The organism is Vreelandella sp. ssv (assembly GCF_059448525.1).
In genome coordinates, this window is sequence record NZ_CM182545.1 from 207,787 (window position 1) to 228,980 (window position 21,194).

The 21,194-nt window shown below is 53.8% G+C and carries 21 protein-coding genes; 7 read left to right on the plus strand and 14 right to left on the minus strand.

All coding sequences use genetic code 11. The features are described from left to right. Positions 1–343 precede the first annotated feature (343 nt). From glnA to ntrC, 4 genes are all read left to right on the plus strand, one after another. A complete protein-coding gene (gene glnA / locus AC5TBW_RS01040) occupies positions 344–1,750 on the plus strand; it encodes a glutamate--ammonia ligase (protein ID WP_064235054.1) in 1,407 nt (468 codons plus the stop codon). Positions 1,751–1,889: 139 nt separating this feature from the next. Next, positions 1,890–2,441 (plus strand): DUF4124 domain-containing protein, encoded by a 552-nt coding sequence (locus tag AC5TBW_RS01045; protein ID WP_495510318.1) that lies wholly within the window; start codon positions 1,890–1,892, stop codon positions 2,439–2,441. 243 nt (positions 2,442–2,684) lie between these two features. Continuing rightward, on the plus strand, positions 2,685–3,746 hold the full coding sequence (gene glnL / locus AC5TBW_RS01050) for a nitrogen regulation protein NR(II) (protein WP_495511892.1): 1,062 nt from the start codon (positions 2,685–2,687) through the stop codon (positions 3,744–3,746). Further along, positions 3,739–5,166, plus strand: coding sequence for a nitrogen regulation protein NR(I) (ntrC, locus tag AC5TBW_RS01055; protein WP_495510319.1), 1,428 nt, complete (start codon positions 3,739–3,741; stop codon positions 5,164–5,166). Before glnL ends, ntrC begins: the two co-directional genes overlap by 8 nt. A 3-nt stretch (positions 5,167–5,169) precedes the next feature. Here ntrC and AC5TBW_RS01060 read toward each other — a convergent pair whose 3' ends face one another. The 6 genes from AC5TBW_RS01060 to AC5TBW_RS01085 form a co-directional block, all read right to left on the minus strand. Next, entirely contained in the window at positions 5,170–5,991 is an 822-nt protein-coding gene (locus tag AC5TBW_RS01060) for a ChaN family lipoprotein (RefSeq protein ID WP_495510320.1), read from the minus strand. A 31-nt stretch (positions 5,992–6,022) separates the two neighbouring features. Further along, the gene (locus AC5TBW_RS01065; protein WP_240718681.1) at positions 6,023–6,196 is read right to left on the minus strand and encodes a DUF6435 family protein; all 174 of its coding nucleotides are present in this window, start codon (positions 6,194–6,196) and stop codon (positions 6,023–6,025) included. An 86-nt stretch (positions 6,197–6,282) separates the two neighbouring features. After that, positions 6,283–6,813 (minus strand): YqiA/YcfP family alpha/beta fold hydrolase, encoded by a 531-nt coding sequence (locus AC5TBW_RS01070; RefSeq protein WP_495510321.1) that lies wholly within the window; start codon positions 6,811–6,813, stop codon positions 6,283–6,285. 5 nt (positions 6,814–6,818) lie between these two features. Further along, positions 6,819–6,950 (minus strand): entericidin A/B family lipoprotein, encoded by a 132-nt coding sequence (locus AC5TBW_RS01075; protein WP_495510322.1) that lies wholly within the window; start codon positions 6,948–6,950, stop codon positions 6,819–6,821. A 971-nt stretch (positions 6,951–7,921) separates the two neighbouring features. Further along, complete coding sequence (locus tag AC5TBW_RS01080) at positions 7,922–8,461, minus strand: phosphatase PAP2 family protein (RefSeq protein ID WP_495510323.1); 540 nt, start codon at positions 8,459–8,461, stop codon at positions 7,922–7,924. Next, positions 8,424–9,587, minus strand: coding sequence for a glycosyltransferase family 4 protein (locus AC5TBW_RS01085; RefSeq protein ID WP_495510324.1), 1,164 nt, complete (start codon positions 9,585–9,587; stop codon positions 8,424–8,426). Before AC5TBW_RS01085 ends, AC5TBW_RS01080 begins: the two co-directional genes overlap by 38 nt. Positions 9,588–9,917: 330 nt before the next feature. Between AC5TBW_RS01085 and AC5TBW_RS01090 the strand changes: the two genes are divergently transcribed. Together AC5TBW_RS01090 and AC5TBW_RS01095 are read left to right on the plus strand one after the other, a co-directional pair. Next, positions 9,918–10,922, plus strand: a complete 1,005-nt coding sequence (locus AC5TBW_RS01090; RefSeq protein ID WP_495510325.1) for a porin — start codon at positions 9,918–9,920, stop codon at positions 10,920–10,922. A 292-nt stretch (positions 10,923–11,214) separates the two neighbouring features. After that, positions 11,215–12,852 carry a bifunctional metallophosphatase/5'-nucleotidase gene (locus AC5TBW_RS01095; protein ID WP_495510326.1) on the plus strand — a complete coding sequence of 546 codons (1,638 nt, stop codon included), beginning with the start codon at positions 11,215–11,217 and terminating at the stop codon, positions 12,850–12,852. Positions 12,853–12,902: 50 nt separating this feature from the next. Here AC5TBW_RS01095 and AC5TBW_RS01100 read toward each other — a convergent pair whose 3' ends face one another. From AC5TBW_RS01100 to ugpB, 8 genes are all read right to left on the minus strand, one after another. Continuing rightward, a complete protein-coding gene (locus AC5TBW_RS01100; RefSeq protein ID WP_495510327.1) occupies positions 12,903–13,271 on the minus strand; it encodes a DUF1428 domain-containing protein in 369 nt (122 codons plus the stop codon). A gap of 21 nt (positions 13,272–13,292) precedes the next feature. Next, on the minus strand, positions 13,293–13,655 hold the full coding sequence (locus AC5TBW_RS01105; protein WP_495510328.1) for a YciI family protein: 363 nt from the start codon (positions 13,653–13,655) through the stop codon (positions 13,293–13,295). Next, positions 13,652–14,125, minus strand: coding sequence for a VOC family protein (locus AC5TBW_RS01110; protein WP_495510329.1), 474 nt, complete (start codon positions 14,123–14,125; stop codon positions 13,652–13,654). Before AC5TBW_RS01110 ends, AC5TBW_RS01105 begins: the two co-directional genes overlap by 4 nt. Positions 14,126–14,204: 79 nt before the next feature. Further along, positions 14,205–15,434, minus strand: a complete 1,230-nt coding sequence (locus AC5TBW_RS01115; protein WP_495510330.1) for an RNA polymerase sigma factor — start codon at positions 15,432–15,434, stop codon at positions 14,205–14,207. A gap of 119 nt (positions 15,435–15,553) precedes the next feature. Further along, a complete protein-coding gene (locus AC5TBW_RS01120; RefSeq protein ID WP_495510331.1) occupies positions 15,554–16,609 on the minus strand; it encodes a sn-glycerol-3-phosphate import ATP-binding protein UgpC in 1,056 nt (351 codons plus the stop codon). Between the two features lie 2 nt (positions 16,610–16,611). Next, positions 16,612–17,454 carry a sn-glycerol-3-phosphate ABC transporter permease UgpE gene (gene ugpE, locus AC5TBW_RS01125; RefSeq protein WP_491383789.1) on the minus strand — a complete coding sequence of 281 codons (843 nt, stop codon included), beginning with the start codon at positions 17,452–17,454 and terminating at the stop codon, positions 16,612–16,614. 38 nt (positions 17,455–17,492) lie between these two features. Then, positions 17,493–18,377: a sn-glycerol-3-phosphate ABC transporter permease UgpA gene (gene ugpA / locus AC5TBW_RS01130; protein WP_495510332.1), complete on the minus strand. Its 885-nt coding sequence runs from the start codon at positions 18,375–18,377 to the stop codon at positions 17,493–17,495. Between the two features lie 66 nt (positions 18,378–18,443). Next, a complete protein-coding gene (ugpB, locus tag AC5TBW_RS01135; protein ID WP_495510333.1) occupies positions 18,444–19,769 on the minus strand; it encodes a sn-glycerol-3-phosphate ABC transporter substrate-binding protein UgpB in 1,326 nt (441 codons plus the stop codon). A gap of 219 nt (positions 19,770–19,988) precedes the next feature. On the opposite strand from ugpB, the gene argE reads away from it, so the two are divergent. Next, on the plus strand, positions 19,989–21,152 hold the full coding sequence (gene argE / locus AC5TBW_RS01140; RefSeq protein ID WP_495510334.1) for an acetylornithine deacetylase: 1,164 nt from the start codon (positions 19,989–19,991) through the stop codon (positions 21,150–21,152). The last annotated feature ends 42 nt before the right edge of the window (positions 21,153–21,194 follow it).

Below are 21,194 nucleotides of genomic sequence, written 5' to 3' on the forward strand. Positions count from 1 at the left end.
AGGCTCTTTATAGGCTTATGCGTCATCAAGAGGCATTTAAATCAATTTTTAAACGTTTAAAAAACAATTAGTTGTTGTTTTTTTATGCCATATTGGTGCAGTGTTGGCATGCACTCTGCATTGTATTTGGAAGCGGCTCGCGTACCGTAGGCATAAGCCCTGCGGCGTGCTAAAACGATAGCCGGTCTGTAATGCTCGCTGAGCGCTTTGTTTATTAATGTCAGGCAAACGTTGAGCGAATAAGAATGACAAACGTGCGGTTTAGCACGTATTTTGTCGAACAACACTTTTATCGGTAGCTTACAGTCGTTAGCTTTAAGCCATGCTCATACCGGAGGACTCTATGTCAGCCAAGACTCTCGCGTTAATTGAAGAACATGATGTTAAGTGGGTAGACCTGCGTTTCACCGATACCCGCGGTAAAGAACAGCACGTTACCGTGCCTGCTCGCGATGTGAACGAAGAATTCTTCGAGAATGGCCAAATGTTTGATGGCTCTTCTATTGAAGGCTGGAAGGGCATTAACGAATCCGACATGATTCTGAGCCCGGAAGATGGTACTGGCTATCTCGACCCCTTCACCGAAGATGCGACGCTGGTTCTGCGCTGCGACATCATCGAGCCGGCCACTATGCAGGGCTATGATCGCGACCCGCGCTCCATCGCTAAGCGTGCTGAAGCTTATTTAGAGTCTACTGGTCTGGGTGATACCGCGTTTTTCGGTCCTGAACCTGAATTTTTCATCTTTGACGAAGTACATTGGAAGTCTGATATCCAGGGCTCTATGTACAAAATCACCTCTGACGAAGGCGCTTGGGCGACCAATAGTCAGGTAGAAGGCGGCAACTTAGGCCACCGTCCGCGCGTTAAAGGCGGCTACTTCCCGGTTCCTCCGGTTGATAGCTTCCATGATATCCGTGGTGCGATGTGTAACACCCTGGAAGCGATTGGCCAGACCGTCGAGGTTCACCACCACGAAGTTGCCAACGCAGGTCAGAACGAAATCGGCGTTAAATTCAACACGCTGGTGAAGAAAGCTGACGAAGTTCAGGAAATGAAATACGTGATCCACAACGTGGCACACGCGTATGGCAAAACGGCGACCTTTATGCCGAAGCCGCTGGTTGGCGACAACGGTTCTGGTATGCACGTTCACCAGTCGTTCTGGAAAGATGGCCAAAACCAGTTTGCGGGTGACGAATACGCTGGCCTGTCTGAAATGGCGCTTTTCTACATTGGCGGCATCATTAAGCACGCCCGTGCATTGAACGCGTTCACCAACGCTTCTACTAACTCGTACAAGCGTCTGGTGCCTGGCTTTGAAGCACCGGTAATGCTGGCCTACAGTGCCCGCAACCGCTCTGCTTCCATCCGTATTCCTTACACCGCTAGCCCGAAAGGCAAGCGTGTTGAGGCTCGCTTCCCTGATCCGACGGCTAACCCGTACCTGGCATTCTCTGCCATGTTGATGGCTGGTATCGACGGTATCAAGAACAAGATCCATCCTGGCGATGCTATGGATAAAAACCTGTATGACCTGCCGCCAGAAGAGGGCAAGTTAGTACCCACCGTAGCGCACAGCCTGGATCAGGCACTGGAAGCCCTCGACGCTGACCGTGCGTTCCTGACCGAAGGTGGCGTGTTCACCGACGAAATGATCGATGCCTACATCGAGCTCAAGATGGAAGAAGTAGAGCGTATTCGCATGACGACTCACCCCATCGAGTTTGATATGTACTACAGCTGCTAATCAGCGCTACTCACCCCTGGCTGTTACTATCCGTTAGGCGGTGATAAGTGTAGATGCTGTGATAACTGCAGTTGTTAAGAGAACCCCGCTTCGGCGGGGTTTTTTCGTTTTGGGGATGAAGAGAGTTATGAGGGGTGCTATGGGCAAAGTGAGCGCATTAGCGGTCAGTATCTTGATGACCGCTGCATTGAGCATTGTTGAAGCTGTCAGACCGGATACGGCTTTCGCTCAGACGGTTTACCGGGTTACCGATGCGCAAGGCAACGTTACCTTTACCGATAACCCAGGCCGTGGTGGGGAAGCGTTGGAATTAGCGCCACTGCCTAGCCTGCCGCCAGCGCTAAGAGCGGCGTATACCTCTGTCAGTGAGACGCCTGCTGCTGTACGTCCCCAGGGTAAACCGGGGCAGCCCTTCATGCCCTATGATCATTTTTCGATTGCTCTGCCCCAGCAAGGGGCACGATTGATGGAGAAAAGCACGGCGGTGGAAGTGGCTATTGCACCACCGCTACGTGATGACCACCAAGTGCGGCTGCTCGTTAATGGAGAGATTAGCCAGACCGCGTTGCATAGCGATGTGTTCTGGTTAACAGGGCTCTCCTCAGGCCGGTATGAGCTTCAGGCTGAGCTATTGGATAGCAGCCAGCGTTTGCAGCATCGCACGCCTGTGGTGGCCATTACGGTTCCTTAAAGCCGTTTTAAAAGCGGTTTTAAAAACATAGTTAAACACCTTGATGCACTAAAATGGTGCGGTGCCCGATGTGTTTGGTGCTGCAAGTGCGCTAAAACGATTCACCATCGTTGACTGCGTTGCCCACAAGCCGTGCAGATAGGCATAAATGCATAATTGGCGCGCTTTTTGCAGTTCCCTCACTGATCATCCACCTGTAGGTCTGTAACGGCGATGGAAGACGCAATTTTTCAGGACGACACCATGCATCAGCGTTTGCTTGAACATCTCACCACGGCGGTCTTACTGCTAGACGGAGATTTGCGTGTGCGCTGGATGAACCCTGCCGCTGAGGCCCTATTGGCGGTCAGCCTTAGCCGAGTGCACGGGATTAGCCTGGATACACTACTGGGCGGCGATGAGAGCATTGATGATGTCCTGGCTAAAGCACGGGATGCGTTTCACCCTTATACCCAGCGCGAAGCACGGATTACGCCACTTAATAGCGAACCGCTCACCGTCGACTATACGGTGACACCATTATCGGACGATGAGCTGCTATTAGAGGTAGAGCCGCGGGATCGGTTAATGCAAATCTCCCGGGAAGAGGCGCTAACCACTCGTCAGGAGACCATCAAGGTACTTGCTCGCGGGTTAGCCCATGAAGTAAAGAATCCCTTAGGTGGCATTCGCGGTGCCGCGCAGTTACTAGAGCGGGATCTAGACGACCCGGCGCTGCGTGAATATACCCACATCATTGTCGAAGAGGTGGATCGGCTGCGTGACTTGGTCGACTCCATGCTCGGTCCTAACCGCATTCTTAAACACGAGCCGGTCAATATTCACAAAGTGCTTGAGCGAGTTCGGGCGCTGCTAATTGCTGAACACCCCTGCGTGGTGATTAGCCGCGATTACGACCCCAGTTTGCCCGACCTTTCTGGCGACGAATCACAAATGATTCAAGCGGTCCTCAATGTTGCACGCAACGCCGTGCAGGCCATGAGCGACGCGCAAACGCCCGAACCTACGTTAATACTGCGAACCCGAGCCCGGCGTCAATTTACCCTCGGTGCTGAACGCCATCGTTTAGTCAGTGAAGTCGCGGTCATTGATAACGGACCCGGCATTCCCGATGCACTGCAGGAGACGCTGTTTTATCCCATGGTGTCGGGGCGCGCTGAAGGCAGCGGCTTAGGGCTCTCTATTGCCCAGTCGATTTTGCACCAACATCAAGGATTGATCGAATGCGACTCACGAGCCGGACATACCGAATTTCGTTTACTGATTCCATTGGTATTAATTTTACCGGAGAAGCGTCATGACTGAGGCTACACGTACTGATGTTGCGCGGGTGGTGATTGTCGATGACGACCGCGCTATCCGCTGGGTACTGGAACGCGCACTGGCGCAACCCGACCTTGACGTGGAGTGTATAGAGCGTGCAGATACAGCCCTTGCACGTTTGCTGGAAAGCCCTCCTGACGTGCTGGTGACCGATATTCGTATGCCAGGCATCGATGGGCTGGATTTGATGGCCAGAGTGCGCGAGGCACATCCTGATCTACCGGTCATCGTGATGACGGCGCACTCCGATTTAGACAGCGCCGTAGCCTCATATCAGGGGGGGGCATTTGAATACCTGCCCAAACCGTTTGACGTTGATGAAGCCCTCGCGCTCGTTCGACGTGCCGTGGCTCACGCCCGTGAACGCCAGCGGCCGGTTACCGTACCTGAAGGCTTAAATGCCGAGATCATTGGTGAAGCGCCCGCGATGCAGGAAGTGTTTCGCGCTATCGGCCGTCTTTCCCACTCGCATATCACAGTACTGATCAACGGGGAGTCGGGAACCGGTAAAGAGCGCGTTGCCCAGGCGCTTCATCAGCATAGCCCACGGGCGGGTAAGCCGTTTATCGCCTTGAACATGGCGGCGATTCCTCGCGACTTGATTGAGTCAGAGCTGTTTGGCCATGAGAAGGGCGCTTTTACCGGGGCGGCCCAGCAACGCCAAGGACGCTTTGAGCAGGCTAATGGCGGCACGCTGTTTTTAGACGAAATAGGCGATATGCCCGCTGAAACCCAAACGCGTCTACTGCGTGTATTGGCTGATGGGGAGTTTTATCGCGTTGGTGGCCACACGCCGGTAAGAGTCGATGTACGAATTATCGCTGCCACCCATCAGAATTTAGAAGTGTTGGTCGATGATGGTCGCTTCCGTGAGGATTTGTTCCACCGGTTAAACGTCATTCGTATTCACCTGCCGAAACTTGCCGAGCGGCGTGAAGACATTCCGCGCTTAACACGACACTTTTTAGCCGAAGCGGCAAAAGAGCTCACTACCGATATAAAAGTGCTGACCAGCGAAGCGGAAGCTCACCTGACGCGTTTGCCTTGGCCAGGCAACGTGCGGCAGTTAGAGAATATTTGCCGCTGGCTGACGGTCATGGCATCAGGACGTGAAATTCTGGTTGAGGATTTGCCGCCAGAGCTACGTTCGCCGAGCGCTTCTGAAAGCAGTGCCCACGGTGACTGGCGCACGGCGTTTCGTGACTGGGCAGACCACGCGCTTGCCGAAGGGCATACGCATCTTTTGGAAGAGGCGGTACCGGATTTTGAGCGGATTCTGATTGAGACCGCGCTAAAGCACACCGGTGGCCGAAAGGGCGAGGCCGCCGAGTTACTCGGTTGGGGGCGCAATACGCTTACTCGCAAACTGAAAACGCTGTTACCGGCGCTAGCGGACGATTAAGCGCTACTCGTCCGCTAGGATGTACACAGCATCAGCGTACGTCGCATCGGGAGGCGTGCAGTCGCCCATGCGCCAGGGCAATAGGCTCAGCGTGTTGTTAATGCCCAAGGCTTCTAGCTGGTAGGCCACTCCCTCATTATGCATGACGTGGCCTAGCCCCATTAAGCCCACTGCCAGTTTTTCACCCTCCGTGGCCTCGGCCAAGCGCTGGGCCATGGCGGCATCCCAGGTGAGTTGCGCTTGAATAAAATGCTCACGCCCGTCGGGGTCATCGCCCATGGCGTGTTGACTAAACACCTCGGTGAGGCGATCGCGGTAACTGGCGCTGGCGGGCTTGGGAGGCGGAATTTGATAGCGCTCTTCAGCGGGTACGCTATTCCAGCCATCATTCACCAGTCGATGGCGCAGTTCAGGGTCGATGTTCAGCGCGATTAATGGGATGTGTGCCATTCGGGCAAACTCTAAAATCGGCATATACAGCGCCGCATCAAAGCCCCAGGTCTCTTCCCAACGCACGCGCTCCAGCATGGTGTCCGCATCCAGTTCACCCGCGACCCATGCATCAAGGCTAGGCTGGGCGCCACGCGGTAGCATTTCTAGGCCAATCACCATCTCATCATTCAGCGCATGAAGTCCTGCCAAGGTATACAGTTGCCAGCGGTGGTGGGCCATTTCATCGTGCTGTTCACCGAGAAGTACCACCTGCTGCTGGGCCGCCGTGAATAGCACCTGGCGCGTCGTCAGCGGCTGCTCTTGCATCCTCCACTGACCCGGTATTGGGCATGCCGCCAATGTCACGGCGGGAATCAAGCTCAGCAGAGTCATTGCCGCCAAGCGTTGTCTATTGCCGATTAGACTATTGTGCCGCTTCAATACGTCTGATCTCAGCCAGTAAAGCTTCTGCTTCTTCGGTAAGCGTGGCATTGGCGCGCATGTCGCCATTGCGTGAAGCCTCCATGGCAGCCTGAAGTTTACGCTCATACTCTTGCTGCAGTTTCTTTTTGGGGTCGCGCTTAAACATGCCTAACATGAACAATCTCCTCACTATTGGCTCATTGGTGTACACCATTTGTATAGGTTTAGAGCGCTTGTGTCGAATGTTTGTTTTGTCAGTGCTTACGATCTGTACTGAGAGGAGGCGCCGCACTGACCTAGGAAGCGCTCAAAATCGACCAATATAGTATCGAGGCTGGCATGAAGGCGATGATCATCGTCGACCATTCGCAACGACAGTCGTTGCAGGCGGGCACGCTCTATCACCGGTTCAGGCGCCACGACCTCATCACGCCAGCCGTGAATGATGTGCGTATGCTGTGCCTGGATAGCGAGTGAGGTTTCAGGGTAATCCGCTAACCCTAGCGCGGGGGCTAATAGGAAACAGCCCCGCACGGGTTTTTGCGCGCTCACAGCCACGCTTAGCCACCCGCCCAAGCTTGAGCCAGCCAACACGCAGTTAGCTGGGTCGTCGCCGCGCTCAGCTATCACCTGTAATAGATGCTGAAGTCGCTGTTTAGGCTCTGCCATGCCTCGGTAATCCATAACAACGGGCTCACAGTCATCCAGTTTCTCTGCAACGCCTTTAAGCGCCTGGGTTTTGAGTGCCCCCGGCCCGCTCTCTAAACCGTGGGAGAGGTAAACGATCATCATAGCGTTTAGTCCGCTGCGCGCTGGATAGCTTCGCCACCCTGTTTGATGTCTTCTCCAGCACCGCGAATGGTATTACAGCCGCTCACCAACAGAAGGGTAGTGACAATGAGTAAGCCAAACATCATTGCGCGTTTCATAGTGGGCTCCTTAAAGGGATGTGATTGAAGAGAAGGCCTTAAAACGTGAACGTTCTCTCTTGCAACGTTCTCTTTTGCATAGCAAAGCGTTGAGGATTGATAGCAAAAATAATCGCTGTTGAAATGTTTCGCCATCGTTTTAATAAGGTTCAGAACAGACGATATGCCTCAGTATCGTGTGCTTATGTCGCATGTGTCAGTTCTATACATCCCGAAACGCCAATAAGTAGCTATTCAAAGCAATTTTTATTGAAATCAAGTTATTGATTTTTAAGTTTATTTTAATTTATTGGCATGGTTTGGATCAGTACCTGCAACTACAGTTCAGTTGCTTGGATGTTCAGTTGTTTAGGTTTAGCCGTTTAAATAATTGTTAGCAGTAACTGAGTGAGTGGGCGGTCAGGCACAGGGAAGGCAGGAAGCCGCAAAGTGAACAGGATGTTAAAGGACACTCCGCCCACTCACTGGTTGCAGCGCAAGGAGGCGCTGTTCATCGAGCTAGGGAATGGAATGATGCGAAACAACCATCTCGTGAAAATGAGGTGGTTTTTTTGCATGCGTGACATTTTTTTAAGTAATTGATTTTCATTTACTTTTTGGGCATTCCTTGTTGTGCGGCCTTTATCCAGGCCGCTATCGCACAGATTAAAGCGGTGTTTTGGTCTATCCTTCGATGAAATCGAAATGCAGCGGTTAGAAAACGTCAACGTAACGACCGCACACTATCAGGGACAAGATTATGGCGATGGCATTGATGTTGTGCATGTTTGTTTTGTTCTTAGGATTTTCGGGTGTAGGGGTGTATATGATGTTTAAGACATCCTTCATGGCCAACATGGATGAACGTGATGATATGCCGCCAGATATCTAAGCTATTTTTTATCAACTTTGATCCATCAAGCAGAAATCAAAAACGCCCGCAACAGCGGGCGTTTTTGCGTAGATGAATGACGAAACCATAGCGGGGTGATTTATCCCATCCAGTAAAGGCTGACCAAAGCAAAGGCATAGCCTAGTGCCGCACCGGCTAGTACATCACTGACATAGTGAAGGCCTAAACCCACACGAGAAATCGCGATTAGCAGCGTTAGTGGCAACACCACTGGTAACAGCCAAGGGGTGTGTGCGGCGACTAGAACACTAAACATCACCGCATGCATGGTGTGACCGCTGGGGAAACTATAACGGTCACGCGCTGGCTCACAGCACTGAATGCCTTCGCCGTAAGTGATAAAGGGACGTTCGCGACACAAGCGTGTTTTCACCAGTCGATAAACAGCGACGGCAAACAATGCGATCACGCTGTACTGCATCACTCGCCATGAGCCATTTGGCTGAAGCCAAGGTTGGGCCAGAATCAGTAGTACCCAGACAGGCCAATCGCCTAAGCGGCTGGCGGCTTGCAGCGTAAGGCGCCAGGGGCGATAGAGTGAAAGCCGTGACACGCGCTGGCAAAATTGCCACTCCAGCAGGTCAAGACGGTCGAATACGACAAGCGGACGCGGGCGCATGGTGAGCCTCCTGGGCTTGGTGTAAGTAACGCAAAAACTGCTCAGCAATACCCGTCCAGCTCTGCTCCAGTGCACGTAAACGCGCTACTCGACCTAAACGAGCGTAATCAGCCGGATGTTGGCACAACTCCACTGCTGCTTGTTGAAAACCAGCACTATTACCCGCGGGTACGGTAATACCGTTTTGGCCGCTGTTAATCAGCTCGGCGCTGGCAGCATGGTCATAAGCCACCACGGCTAAGCCGCTGGCCATCGCTTCAGCCACCACATTCCCCCAGGTTTCTGAAAGCGAGGGAAAAATAAACAGGTCAGCGCTGGCATAGTGGCGAGCGAGTGATTCTTGTCCTATAAAACCGGTGAAATGCGCATCGGGTAGCGCTTTCTCAAGCTGTGCTCGGGCGGGGCCGTCGCCGACGATCACCTGAGCGATATCGGGGCGCACTTCGCGCATGGCTTGAAGGCTTTCATGTAACAAAGTGAGGTTTTTTTCGGCGGCTAACCGGCCTACGTAAAGAGCGACGGGTTGATGCTCGCCAACGCCCCACTGCTGACGCAGCTGATGATCACGATGGGCAGGGGAGAAGCGTTCACCGTCTAGCCCGCGCGACAGCACATGGACATCACGAATTCCCTGATGCTGAAGTGTGTTTGCCTGCTGATGGGTAGGTACTAACGTTAACGCACAGCCGTTATGGAAGTAGCGCAGGTAGCGCCGGGTGGAAGAGGCCAGCCAGGTGACACCGTAATCTTCACAGTAGTGATCAAAATTAGTGTGCCAGCCCGCCACCAGCGGAATATTGAGCTGCCGTGCCGCTTGACGCGCCGCCCAGCCAAGTGGGCCTTGAGTGGCCAGATAAATAACATCGGGACGATGCTGGCGCCAAAAGCGTCGCAGTGTAGCTGGCCTAACCAAGCCCACCTGCACATCAGAATAGCCGGGTAAGGCAAGGCGCTGCACCTGTAGTTCGCGGTTAATGCCGGTAGCATTTCCCGTGACCCGTGGACGCGGCCGGATCACATCAACCGGCACTCCTTGCCGGTTCAGTTCATAGCTCAACCGGCTCAGCGTATGAGCAACGCCGTTGATGTCCGGTGACCATGTTTCACTAACGATGCAGAGCCGCATGAGCGATTCATCCCTTTATCACGTTTCATACAGTGTGTGCGGGGAGAATGACACTGCCGAGTCAAATAGGTGAATAAGTGATGACATGCCAATAAGTATCAATTTGTAACCGCACAAGAAAAGCAATGGCTACTCATCTAAATAGCAGTTAAATATTAAAATAAAGTGGCATTTTTATTTAATGTAATAATAAAAAATAAGTTCCCTATAAATTAAAACTTTAAAATTAATGAAATATAAGTCCTTTAAGGTTCCCTGCGTTGAGGCGTTACTCGTCCTTCACTGCGCCTTCGCAAAGCGCAAGCATTAACTACTTCAATGGGAACAATCATGTTTAAAAAAACGACACTGGCCCTGGCCGTTAGCGGTCTATTGGCAGCCTCTGCAGCACAAGCAGCAACCGTTTATGACCAAGACGGTACCGATCTCGAAATCTACGGCCGTATTGCCATGGGGTTTGAAGGCGGCGGTGTTGATGATGGTGTTGATAACGGTGAAGAGTTCCGTAATTTCGGCTCCCGTCTGCGGATTACCGCCGGTCATCAAATCTCCAATGATCTACGTGCATTTGCGCGTGTCGAGTGGCGTTTTACCGGTGATGAGCGCAACCAGGATTCTGGTTTCGATGAAGTGCGCAACAGCTACCTGGGGCTGGAAAGCCAGCAGTTTGGTACCTTCATGGCCGGTAACTACGATAGCTTCTACGACAAAAACGTGATGACACCGTTCGATGTTTACGTGGAGCGCGGCTACGAGTTTGCGGGTGGCGGCCTACAGGCACGCGGCGACTCGATTGGCTATAAAACACCTGAACTCAGTGGTTTTCAGGCGGTTATTTCTGCCAAGCACTTTTCTGAGCGTGGTTTGACTCCTGCCCAGCAGAGTGACGAAGGGTCCGTTATTGCCACTCAGGGCGGTGTTGTTTACGAAACAGGCCCAGCACGTTTAGCGCTTGGTTATGTGGAAGATACGGTACGTGGTGGCGGTAACGGTGAAGTGCGTTATGGCACTACGGGCGAATTTGCCATCACGGATGCTTTTTCTGCTCGTGTAGGTTATGAAACCCGTGGGGATGACGATGTTAACGGTGGTGGTTTCGACAAAATCGGCGTTGGTGCTACTTTGGCTATCGATTCCTGGAAGTTCTTCGCCGATTACTACAACATCGACGTAGATGGCGCTAGTGATGAGCGTAACGCTTGGGCGCTAGGGTCAATGTACAAGCTGTCTAGCAATTTCGATATGTTCCTCGAACTGAACGACCGCAACCTGGATGCCGTTAATGACTTCGAAGAAGATATGTACTACGCATTAGGCGCCCGCTATCACTTCTAATTGATAGAGTGATGTAAGCAGTTTGTTGCTTAAGTTCTTTAGCTTTTAGTTAGCTCGCATGTTTCGATCTTTACCGGTGTGGATAATTCCACACCGGTTTTTAGCGTTTTTATATTTTATGATTTACTTGCCTGTCTTCAAAGAGATGCTCTTTCTTAGTGAGTTATTTGTCTAAATATAAATTGAGCGCTGGGGGGTAAAGTTCATAATTTTGCCATGGAGACGAAATGTCGCTGGCAGGCTATCTTTACTGCTAAGGTGTCTGGACACTGTTATGAAAGGAGTCATTTAAATGCGCTTTCACCACTATGGCTTGGCGCTAGGGACAGCGCTATTTGCCACCGTTCCTACCGCCTTTGCTGATAACTACACCCTAACGTTATTTCACACCAACGATCTTCACGGGCGTATTGATCAGTACCCCTATCTAATTACCACGCTGAACGAGGCGCAGGAGCGCTTTGGCGAAGGGTTGCTGCTGGATGCCGGTGACATCTTCTCGGGCACGCTCTACTTCACGGAATTTCAAGGCCAGGATGCGTTGGAGTTTATGAATTTGATGGGCTACAACGCCTTTGTGCCCGGCAACCATGAGTTCGACTTGGGTGATGCGGAAGAGGGGCATCAAGCGCTGGCGGCGTTTTTCGCAGGCGCCGAGTTTCCTATTTTAGGGGCGAATCTGAACTTCTCCGCAGGGTCCGAGTTTGCTGGCATGCTGGGCGATTCAGTCAGCGCTGAGCCGCAGGCGGGGACGCTTTATGATGGCATGATCGTTGAGCATAACGGCGAGCCAATCGGCATCTTTGGGTTGAGCACTCAGGACAGTGAGACGATTTCCAGCCTTGGCCACGTCACCATTAGCGATTATCGTCAAGCGGCTGAAGCCATGGTGACAAGCTTTGAAGAGCAGGGCGTTAACAAGATTATTGCCCTTACCCATCTGGGCTACGACAGTGACCCCAGCGTAGGTAATGACCTGCTGTTGGCAGAGTATGTCGAAGGCATCGACATTATTATTGGCGGCCACAGCCACACCCAAGTGTCGCCCCCCAGGCTGCTGAGCGAGAGCCGTTCTGGTGAGAAGCTTTCATCACCGACGGTGATTGGCCAGACCGGCGAGTATGGCCAGCACCTGGGCGTTATGCAGGTCACCTTTGACGAGAACGGCGTGGTGGTGGATGCAAGTGGTGAGCTGCTCGCTGTCGATGACCGCGAAGCGGACGCTGATGCCGCCAAACGGCTTGAACCTTATACCGCTGAGATTGAGACGCTGCGGGATACCCAGGTCGGTGCCAAGGTCATCTCCACGCTACCCAACCCGCGCCACGGAAGTGGCGATGAGCGGAGCGTGCGTGCCAATGAAACGGCGCTGGGCAATTTAATCGCCGATGCCCAGCTTCATGCTGCCCAGCAGGTGGCACCCGACACGGTAATGGCGGTCCAGAATAGCGGCGGTATCCGTGAAGCGATTGAGAGTGGTGATGTGTCTGTGGGGGAGTTGATCGTCGTGCAGCCATTTGGCAATCGCCTGACGCTGCTTGATGTCACCGGTGCCGAGCTGCTGGAAACCTTCGAGATCGCCCTGGCCAATACCCCCGGTGAAGACGGCGGTTTTCTGCAGGTGTCAGCCGGTGTTGAGTTGCTATACGACAGCAGTGAGCCGTCGGGCGAGCGGGTGGTTAGCCTAAGCGTTGCCCAGGAAGGTGCAATGCAGGCGATTGATCCAGAGCGTACTTACACCATCGCCACCAATAACTTTACCGCGGCTGGCGGCGACGGTCATACGGTACTTGGCGCTGCCTACAAAGATGGTCGCAACACCATCGTCGGCAATACGGACTGGGAGATGCTGCGCGACTATATGGTGGAACGTAAAGAGGTGTTCTATCAGGTGGAAGGGCGGATTACTGATGTGGCCCAGCAGCATTGAGAGAGCGCACTGGGCCACCGGTAACGTTTGTTTAGCGTTTTGATGTGCAGCTACTCATCAATGATGCTTTCAAAGCCGCCAAAGATGAGCCGCTTGCCATCAAAGGGCATCGGGTTAACGTCCATCTGCAAGCGTGGGTCTTGCATGACTTTGGGCATGGCCTCATCGCGCACGGCGCGGGATGGCCACTCTATCCAGGAAAAGATGATGCTTTCGTCATCCTTGCGCTTGACCGCCATGGTGAAGGAGGTCACTTCCCCTTCAGGCACATCGTCTCCCCAACACTCCACGACCCGCAGTGCACCTTGCTCTTTGAAAACAACAGCCGCGGCACGGGCATGCTCAATAAACGCATCTTTATTAGCACTGGGCACGGCAGCGACGAAACCATCTACATAAGGGTGTGTAAGCTTGCTCATGGCTGTTCTCCTATGACTATTTTATTCTGCTTTAGGGGGAAGTTCTCGAACGGGGCGAACTTCAATGCTGCCCAGCCGGGCGGGTGGGATGCGGGTAGCTAATTGCAGCGCCTCGTTTAAATCATGGGCTTCGAGCAGGTAGAAGCCGGCCAACTGCTCTTTGGTTTCCGCGAAAGGGCCATCGGATATCAACGTTTCGCCATCGCGTACTCTCACGGTGGTGGCGGTTTCCACCGGCTGTAACGCCTGTCCTGCCAGGTAGTTCCCGCTGGCGCTTAAGCGTTCGACGCCAGCAATGCACTCCTGATTGAGGTCTTGCCAGGCCTGCTCGCTCATGGCGTTGATAATTTGCTCTTGGTAATACACCAGGGCAACGTACTTCATGGGGCGCCTCCTTCAGCGGCTAATGGGCAGTTGTTTGACGAGACGTTAACCATCCAACTGACACCAAAGCGATCTACCGCCATGCCGAACCCTGATGTCCAGAAGGTTGCCTCGAACGGCATCACGATCTTTCCACCCTCCGCTAATCGTGCAAAGGTTCGCGCAGCTTGCTCGATATCCTGATATTCCAGCTGAATTTCTACCCCTTGAGGTGGGGTGTAGGTGTCAGCCTCCATGTCGGCCCCCATTAAGCGTCGCCCACGCAGGTTAAGCGAGGCGTGAATAATGCGGTCATGGAGCGCGGGCGATGTGTGTTCGGCGGCTGGTGTGTCAGCGTAGGTCAACAGGCACTCCAGCTGCCCGCCGGTAACATCAGCATAGAATTGCATGGCTTCGCGGCAGGTGCCGGGAAAGGCAACATGCACGTTCATGGCATCCGGTACACGGGCATCTTTGTTTGGAACGTTCATTGAGAGCCTCCTTGACGTTAAGGGTGGTTGCTCTCTAGTCGTTTGGCGTTGCTTTAAATCGACATCGCCGTGTTTCTTTTTATGGGGTTTGCTCTAATTCGCTCAGCCGCTTAAGCAGGAAGCGTTTTTCCGGTTCCAGGTTGGCTAATAGCAGTGCCTGTTGATAGGCACTACGCGCTGCGGCACGCTCGCCCTGTCGACGCAGCAAATCCGCTTTCGCAGCATGAAACAGATGATAGCGGGATATTTGCGGATGATGAGCGATGTCGTCGAGTAACTGCAGGCCGGTAGCAGGAGCGCCGTTCATGGCAATGGCCACCGCACGGTTCAATGCCAGAATAGGCGAAGGAAAGCGTCGGCATAGGGCGTCATAGAGCCTCACGATGCGCCCCCAGTCAGTGCGTTCAGCGATGCTAGCCTGGGCGTGTTCGGCGGCAATCGAAGCCTGAAGCGTATAGTAGCCGACTGGGGTGAGTGCCAATGCCTGTTCAAGCCACTTAATGCCAGCGTGGATGTCACGTTGGTGCCAGAGCCGTCTATCCTGAGCATCAAGGGTGACCAGCTCACCGGCGCTATTTTGACGGGCATCGCGACGGGCATCGTTGAGCAGCATCAAGGCCATCAGCCCAAACACTTCGCCGTGTGGTAGCAGCCCTGCCAGCGCATTACCTAGTCGCATGGCTTCGCGGGTCAAACTGATGTCCACCACGCTGGTGCCCGCGCTGCGTGAGTAGCCTTCATTGAAAACCAAATAGATAACCTGGAGCACATCGGGTAGGCGCTCGTGCAGCTCTTCCTGAGTAGGCACAATATAGGGGATATGCGCATCGCGAATCTTGCGCTTGGCACGCACAATACGCTGAGCCAGCGTGGTAGGTTTCATCAACAGCGCGCTGGCCGCCTGTTCGGTGGTCAAACCGCACATTTCACGTAGGGTAAGGGCAATCCTAGCTTCCATGCTGAGGCTTGGATGACAGCAGGTGAACAGTAGCCGCAACGCGTCATCTTCAATAGTGGCGGGCTCAAGATCCAGCGCCCATTCATCAGGTAACAGCAGGTGGGCTCTGCGGCGTGCGGTACTGCGCTGACGAATTTGATTTATCCCGCAGTGATAACCGGTTCGGATAAGCCATGCCGGAGGATTATCGGGTTCACCGTGAATAGGCCACTGGTGAACAGCCGCGACAAACGCATCCTGCATGGCCTCTTCGGCCAGTTCGAAATCTCCCAGCAGGCGAATCAGGGTCGCTTGAACACGCCGGGAGTGATGACGGTAGAGGGAGTCAAGGCATGAAACTTCAGTTCTCATTGAAGGAACGCCCGAACGCTACTCGGATAAAGGGTAAGCTGATCAATAACGAGTGATACTCGTTATTTCAAACGTAGCGCATGATGTCTCTGTTGACTTACTTTTTTCGTTAGCTGCTTTTACGCTCCCGTGCGTTTACCGGTGGCGCTGTTGAAAGGATGCAGCGCTTCGCGGGTCAAATAGAATCGCAAGGTCTCGCCTTCGGCGACTGGGGGCTGGCCTGACACGCGAATCACCGTGGGCTGGTCGCTATCGGCGAGGGTAACGTACAGGTGGCTTTCGGCACCGGCAGCTTCAAACAGCGCCAGCGTTGAGTCGACCGTTAGGCAAGGCGCAGTCGGCGGCGCTAGGTGCATATCGTCCGGGCGAATGCCGACGATATCAGTGCCTTCGGGCAGGTGATCCAGCAGCCCGTTGGCACCTTGGGCTTTTAGGTAATCCACCGGCAGCATGTTCATGGCGGGGGAGCCGATAAACCCTGCCACAAACATGGTCGCGGGGCGGGAATAGATTTCCATGGGCGTGCCTACTTGCTCAATCTGGCCGGCGTTCAGTACCACTAAGCGGTCGCCCAGGGTCATGGCTTCCAACTGGTCGTGGGTCACGTAGAGGCTGGTGGTTTTCAGGCGCCGCTGTAGCTGTTTGATCTCCACGCGCATCTGCACGCGCAGCTTGGCATCCAGGTTCGAGAGCGGCTCGTCGAATAGAAACGCCGCCGGTTCGCGCACCAAGGCGCGGCCCATGGCTACCCGCTGGCGCTGGCCGCCGGAGAGCTTGCGCGGTTTGCGCTCCAGAAAATCTTCGATCTCGAGCATTTTGGCGGCAACGCGCACGCGTTTTTCAATCTCGTCTTTTTTAAAGCCGCGGTTTTTAAGGCCATAGGCGAGATTGTTGTACACCGTCATATGCGGGTAGAGCGCATAGTTCTGAAACACCATGGCGATATCACGCTCGGCGGGTTCGAGCTTATTCACCACCCGGTCGCCGATTGTGAGCGTGCCTTCCGTGATGGTTTCCAGCCCCGCTACCATGCGTAGCAGAGTAGATTTGCCGCAGCCTGAAGGCCCTACCAACACTACGAATTCGCCGTCCTCAATGTGTAGGTCGATGCCTTTCACCGCGTTTACGTTGCCTGGGTAGGTTTTCTTTAGCCTTTCCAAGGTAATGCTGGCCATGCTTATTTCTCCGTCTCGGTCAGGCCTTTCACAAACAGGCGTTGCATAAACAGAATCACTAATACTGGCGGCAGCGCTGCCATCACCACCGCGGCCATCACCAAATGCCATTGTGGGTTCTCTTCCGAGGTCATGCGCTGAATGCCCATCACAATGGTGGTGTAGTCGGGGTCGGTGGTGATCAGTAACGGCCAGAGATACTGGTTCCAGCCATAAATAAACATGATCACAAACAGCGCTGCGATGTTGGTCACGGAGAGTGGCATCAAGATGTCTTTAAAGAACTTGAAGGGCCCGGCGCCGTCCACCCGGGCGGCTTCGAGCATCTCTTCGGGGATGGTCATGAAGAACTGACGGAATAAAAATGTCGCGGTAGCCGAAGCGATCAGTGGAATTGACAGTCCGGCAAAGCTATTGAGCATATTAAGATCCGCGACGACCTGAAAGGTGGGGATAATGCGCACCTCAACTGGCAGCATCAGGGTGACGAAAATCAGCCAAAAAAAGAACATCCTAAAACGGAAGCGGAAGTAGACAATCGCAAAGGCGGAGAGCAGCGAAATAGAGAGCTTTCCCACAGTGATGGCCATGGCCATCACAAAGCTGTTCCAGAGCATTAGCGCCGCAGAAGGTGAGTTTGCAGTCGATATGCCTGATTGCCACATCTGAGTATAATTTTCGACCCCATGGCTGCCGGGTAGCAGCGGTATGGTGCCGCGCATTAACTCACCCGGTGCCTGGGTCGAGGCTACTACGGCGATATAAACCGGAAAGACCACCAGCGCGACGCCAATGATTAACACGGTGTGGGCAAAAAAATTGGCCCATGGGCGGTTTTCAACCATGACAACACTCCAATAAGGCCGGGTTAATAGCACGTCCGTTAATAGTTAACGCGCCGCTCAATAAAGCGGAACTGAATCACCGTGAGCATCACCACAATCACCATTAGAATCACCGACTGAGCAGCTGAGGACCCTAAGTTGAGACCCACAAAGCCATCTGCATAGACTTTGTAAACCAAGATATTGGTCGACTGAGCCGGACCGCCTTGGGTAGTGGCGTGGATAATGCCGAAGGTGTCGAACATGGCGTACACCACGTTAACCACCATCAAAAAGAAGGTCGTGGGTGAAAGCAGCGGGAAAATGATCGTCCAGAATCGCTTGATAGGGCTGGCGCCATCGATTGAGGCTGCCTCAATAAGCGATTGCGGAATGGACTGCAGGCCCGCCAAAAAGAACAGAAAGTTGTAAGAGATCTGCTTCCAGGCCGCGGCAAAAATCACCAGCAGCATGGCGTTGCTCCCCGAGGTGCGGTGGTTCCACTGGTAGCCCAGCATCTCAAGCATATAAGGCACGATGCCAATCGAGGGATTGAAGATAAACCACCACAAAACACCGGCAATCGCAGGTGCAATGGCGTAAGGCCATACCAGCAGCGTGGTGTAAGTGCTGCGCGAACGAATCATCCTATTCACGGTGCTGGCTAATAAAAGAGCGACCGTCATGGACAGCAGGGTGGTGCCTACTGCAAACACTAAGGTCACCGACATCGAATTGAGGTAGCTGCCGTCGCGAAATAGGTGGGCAAAGTTATCCAGGCCCACAAAGGTGGAGCGTAGACCAAAAGCGTCTTCGCGCAGAAGCGACTGGTACAGCGCCTGGCCCGCAGGCCAGATAAAAAAGATCAGAGTAACAATCACCTGGGGCGCCAGCAGCGCGAAAGGCAACCATCCCCCTGGAAATGTCATGCGTTTGGTTTGCATGGGCAGCTCGCATCTAAACGAAAGCGCCGCCTGACCCTGAGGACAGGCGGCGAAGTAAGTGCTTATTTACTGATTAGCGGATTCGAAGTCACGCAGCAGCGCATTGCCACGTTGAACCGCATCGTCTGCTGCCTCTTGGCCGGACTTATTGCCGGTCATCACGGCTTCCATCTCTTCGGAAATGATGTCGCGAATCTGTACGAAGTTGCCAAAACGCAGGCCTTTCGAGTTCTCGGTCGGCTCGTTGAGGGTCATCTGCTGCAGAGAGATATCCGCACCGGGGTTCTCTTCGTAGTAGCCCTGCTCTTTACTCAAATCCCAGGCGGCTTGGGTAATCGGCAGGTAGCCCGTTTGCTGATGCCACTCTGCCTGGACTTCAGGCTGGGAGAGGTACTCAAAGAAGGCTGCGATGGCGGCATACTCGTCGTCGCTATGACCCTGTAGTGCCCACAGGGTGGCGCCACCGATAATCGAGTTTTGCGGCGCGCCGTTTACATCGGCGTAGTAGGGCTGCATACCAAAGCCAACTTCAAAATCTGCATTGGCCGCTACATCGGCGCGGGAAGCGGAAGAGCCAAAGAAAATCGCACAGTCCTGGGAGTAGAACATCGGCTCGGAATCCGGCCCGGTGCCGGGGCCAGCCCAGCGGTAAACGTTCTCTTCCTGCCAGTCGTGTAGGTTGTCCCAATGGCGGGCGACCAGTTCATTGTTGAAATTTAGCTCGGTTTCCATGCCGCCAAAGCCGTTTTCCAATGTGCCGAGCGGCGAGTTATGCATGGCAGAGAAGTTTTCCAGCATCACCCAGCTAGGCCAAGAGGAAGTAAATCCACAGCTAGCCGCCCCGGATGCGACGATTTGGCGGGAGGCAGCGGCCAGTTCTTCCCACGTTTCGGGGGGCTGTTCAGGGTCGAGGCCGGCTTCCTCAAATACGTCGCGGTTGTAGTACATAATCGGCGTAGAGGAGTTGAACGGGAAAGAGAGCATATTGCCGTTGGTGTCGGTGTAATAACCGACAACGGCGGGCAGGAAAGCGTCGTTATCGAAAGCGCGACCGTGCTCTTCCATCAGTTCATACACCGGGTAGATGGCGCCTTTGGCGTTCATCATGGTACCGGTGCCGACTTCAAACACCTGCAGGATATGCGGCTGCTCGTTGGCACGGAAAGCGGCAATCGCACCAGTCATGGTTTCGGTATAGGTGCCGCGATAGCTGGGCGTGACCTTATACTCGTCTTGTGACTGGTTAAAATCCTCGGTGATGCCCTCAAGGTTTTCACCGAGCTGGCCGCCCATGGCGTGCCACCAGCTAATTTCCGTTGCGGCCTGGGCAGAAAGGCTCAGGCTAGCAGTCGCCACCCCAACGGCAAGCGCGTGCAGTGTAAAACGTGACATAACAGCTCCTTATGGGCCTGAGCTCAGCCAGGCGTGCAGTGCGTTTGTTAAGATTTTTGGATGCACTGAACAGTAGAAAGTGACGATGACGTTTTGATGAAGGCGAGGTGAACACGCGATGACATTCACCGCTAATGGCCGGGAGTAGGCGAAGTGTCTGGAGGGTGTTAGGGTTAACGACACGCTGTTTTTGAAAAGCTATTTTGGAAAGAGAACCTCATGTCCCATGCCATTACGTTGCTCGAAAAACTGGTCGCCTTTGACACTACCTCCAGCGAATCCAATTTGGCGCTGATTGAGTACATTGAAGGCTATTTGGCTGAGGTTGGCATTAGCGCTGAACGGGTGATGAGCCCCTGCGGCACCAAGGCCAATTTAATCGCAAGGGTTGGCCCGGATGCCCCGGGTGGGGTGATGCTTTCCGGGCATACCGATGTGGTGCCGGTGGCGGGGCAGCCCTGGTCGAGCGATCCGTTCACCCTGCGTGATGGTGGTGATGGACGCCTTTACGGGCGTGGTACCTGCGATATGAAAGGCTTTATCGCCTGCGTATTGGCAATGGTACCCAAGTGGGTTGAGGCACCTCTGCAACAGCCCATTTATCTGGGTTTCTCTTACGACGAGGAGATCGGTTGCGTGGGTGCGCCAAGCCTGATTAAGCGCTTTTATGAGCACTACTCAACCACCGCTCATGTCATTGTCGGCGAACCCACAAGCATGCAGCCAGTGGTGGCGCAGAAAGGCGCTACCAACCTGCGCACCACGGTGATTGGCCAGGAGGCTCATAGCAGCCAGGTTAATCAAGGCACCTCAGCCATCCACGTAGCGGCAAGGTTAGTCACCTTCATTGAAGATACGATGGCGGCGTTGGTCGAAGAGGGGCGCATCGATGAGGCCTTTAACGTGCCTCATACCAGCCTGCATGTGGGCAAAATCAAAGGCGGTACCGCGATCAATATTATGGCGCGGGAGTGTCAGTTCGAGTGGGAAATCCGCCACCTTCCGACCGATACCTTCGATGAGATATACGCGCGCTTTGAGGCGTTTTGTGAGCAGCTAACCGTTGAACTCAAGGCCCAAGGCAAGCACGTTGACATCACCACCGAGCCGCTCAATGTAACGGTGCCTGGGCTAGCTGACCGTGATAACGACCAAGTGCTGCGCTTGGCTAAAGACCATTTGCCCGTTGCATGCTGCAACCATGCGGTGGCTTACGCTACAGAAGCGGGGCAGTTCCAAGGCCAAGGACTTCAAACCATTATTCTTGGCCCCGGCAGTATCGCCCAGGCGCACCAGCCCAATGAGTATATCGATATTGAGCAGTTAGACGCGTGCGAGGATTTTCTCGCTAAGATGGGGCGCGCGCTCGAAAGGCTCGCTTAATATTATTGTTAACCGCCCAAAAAAATCCCACCCGGTAAAGGG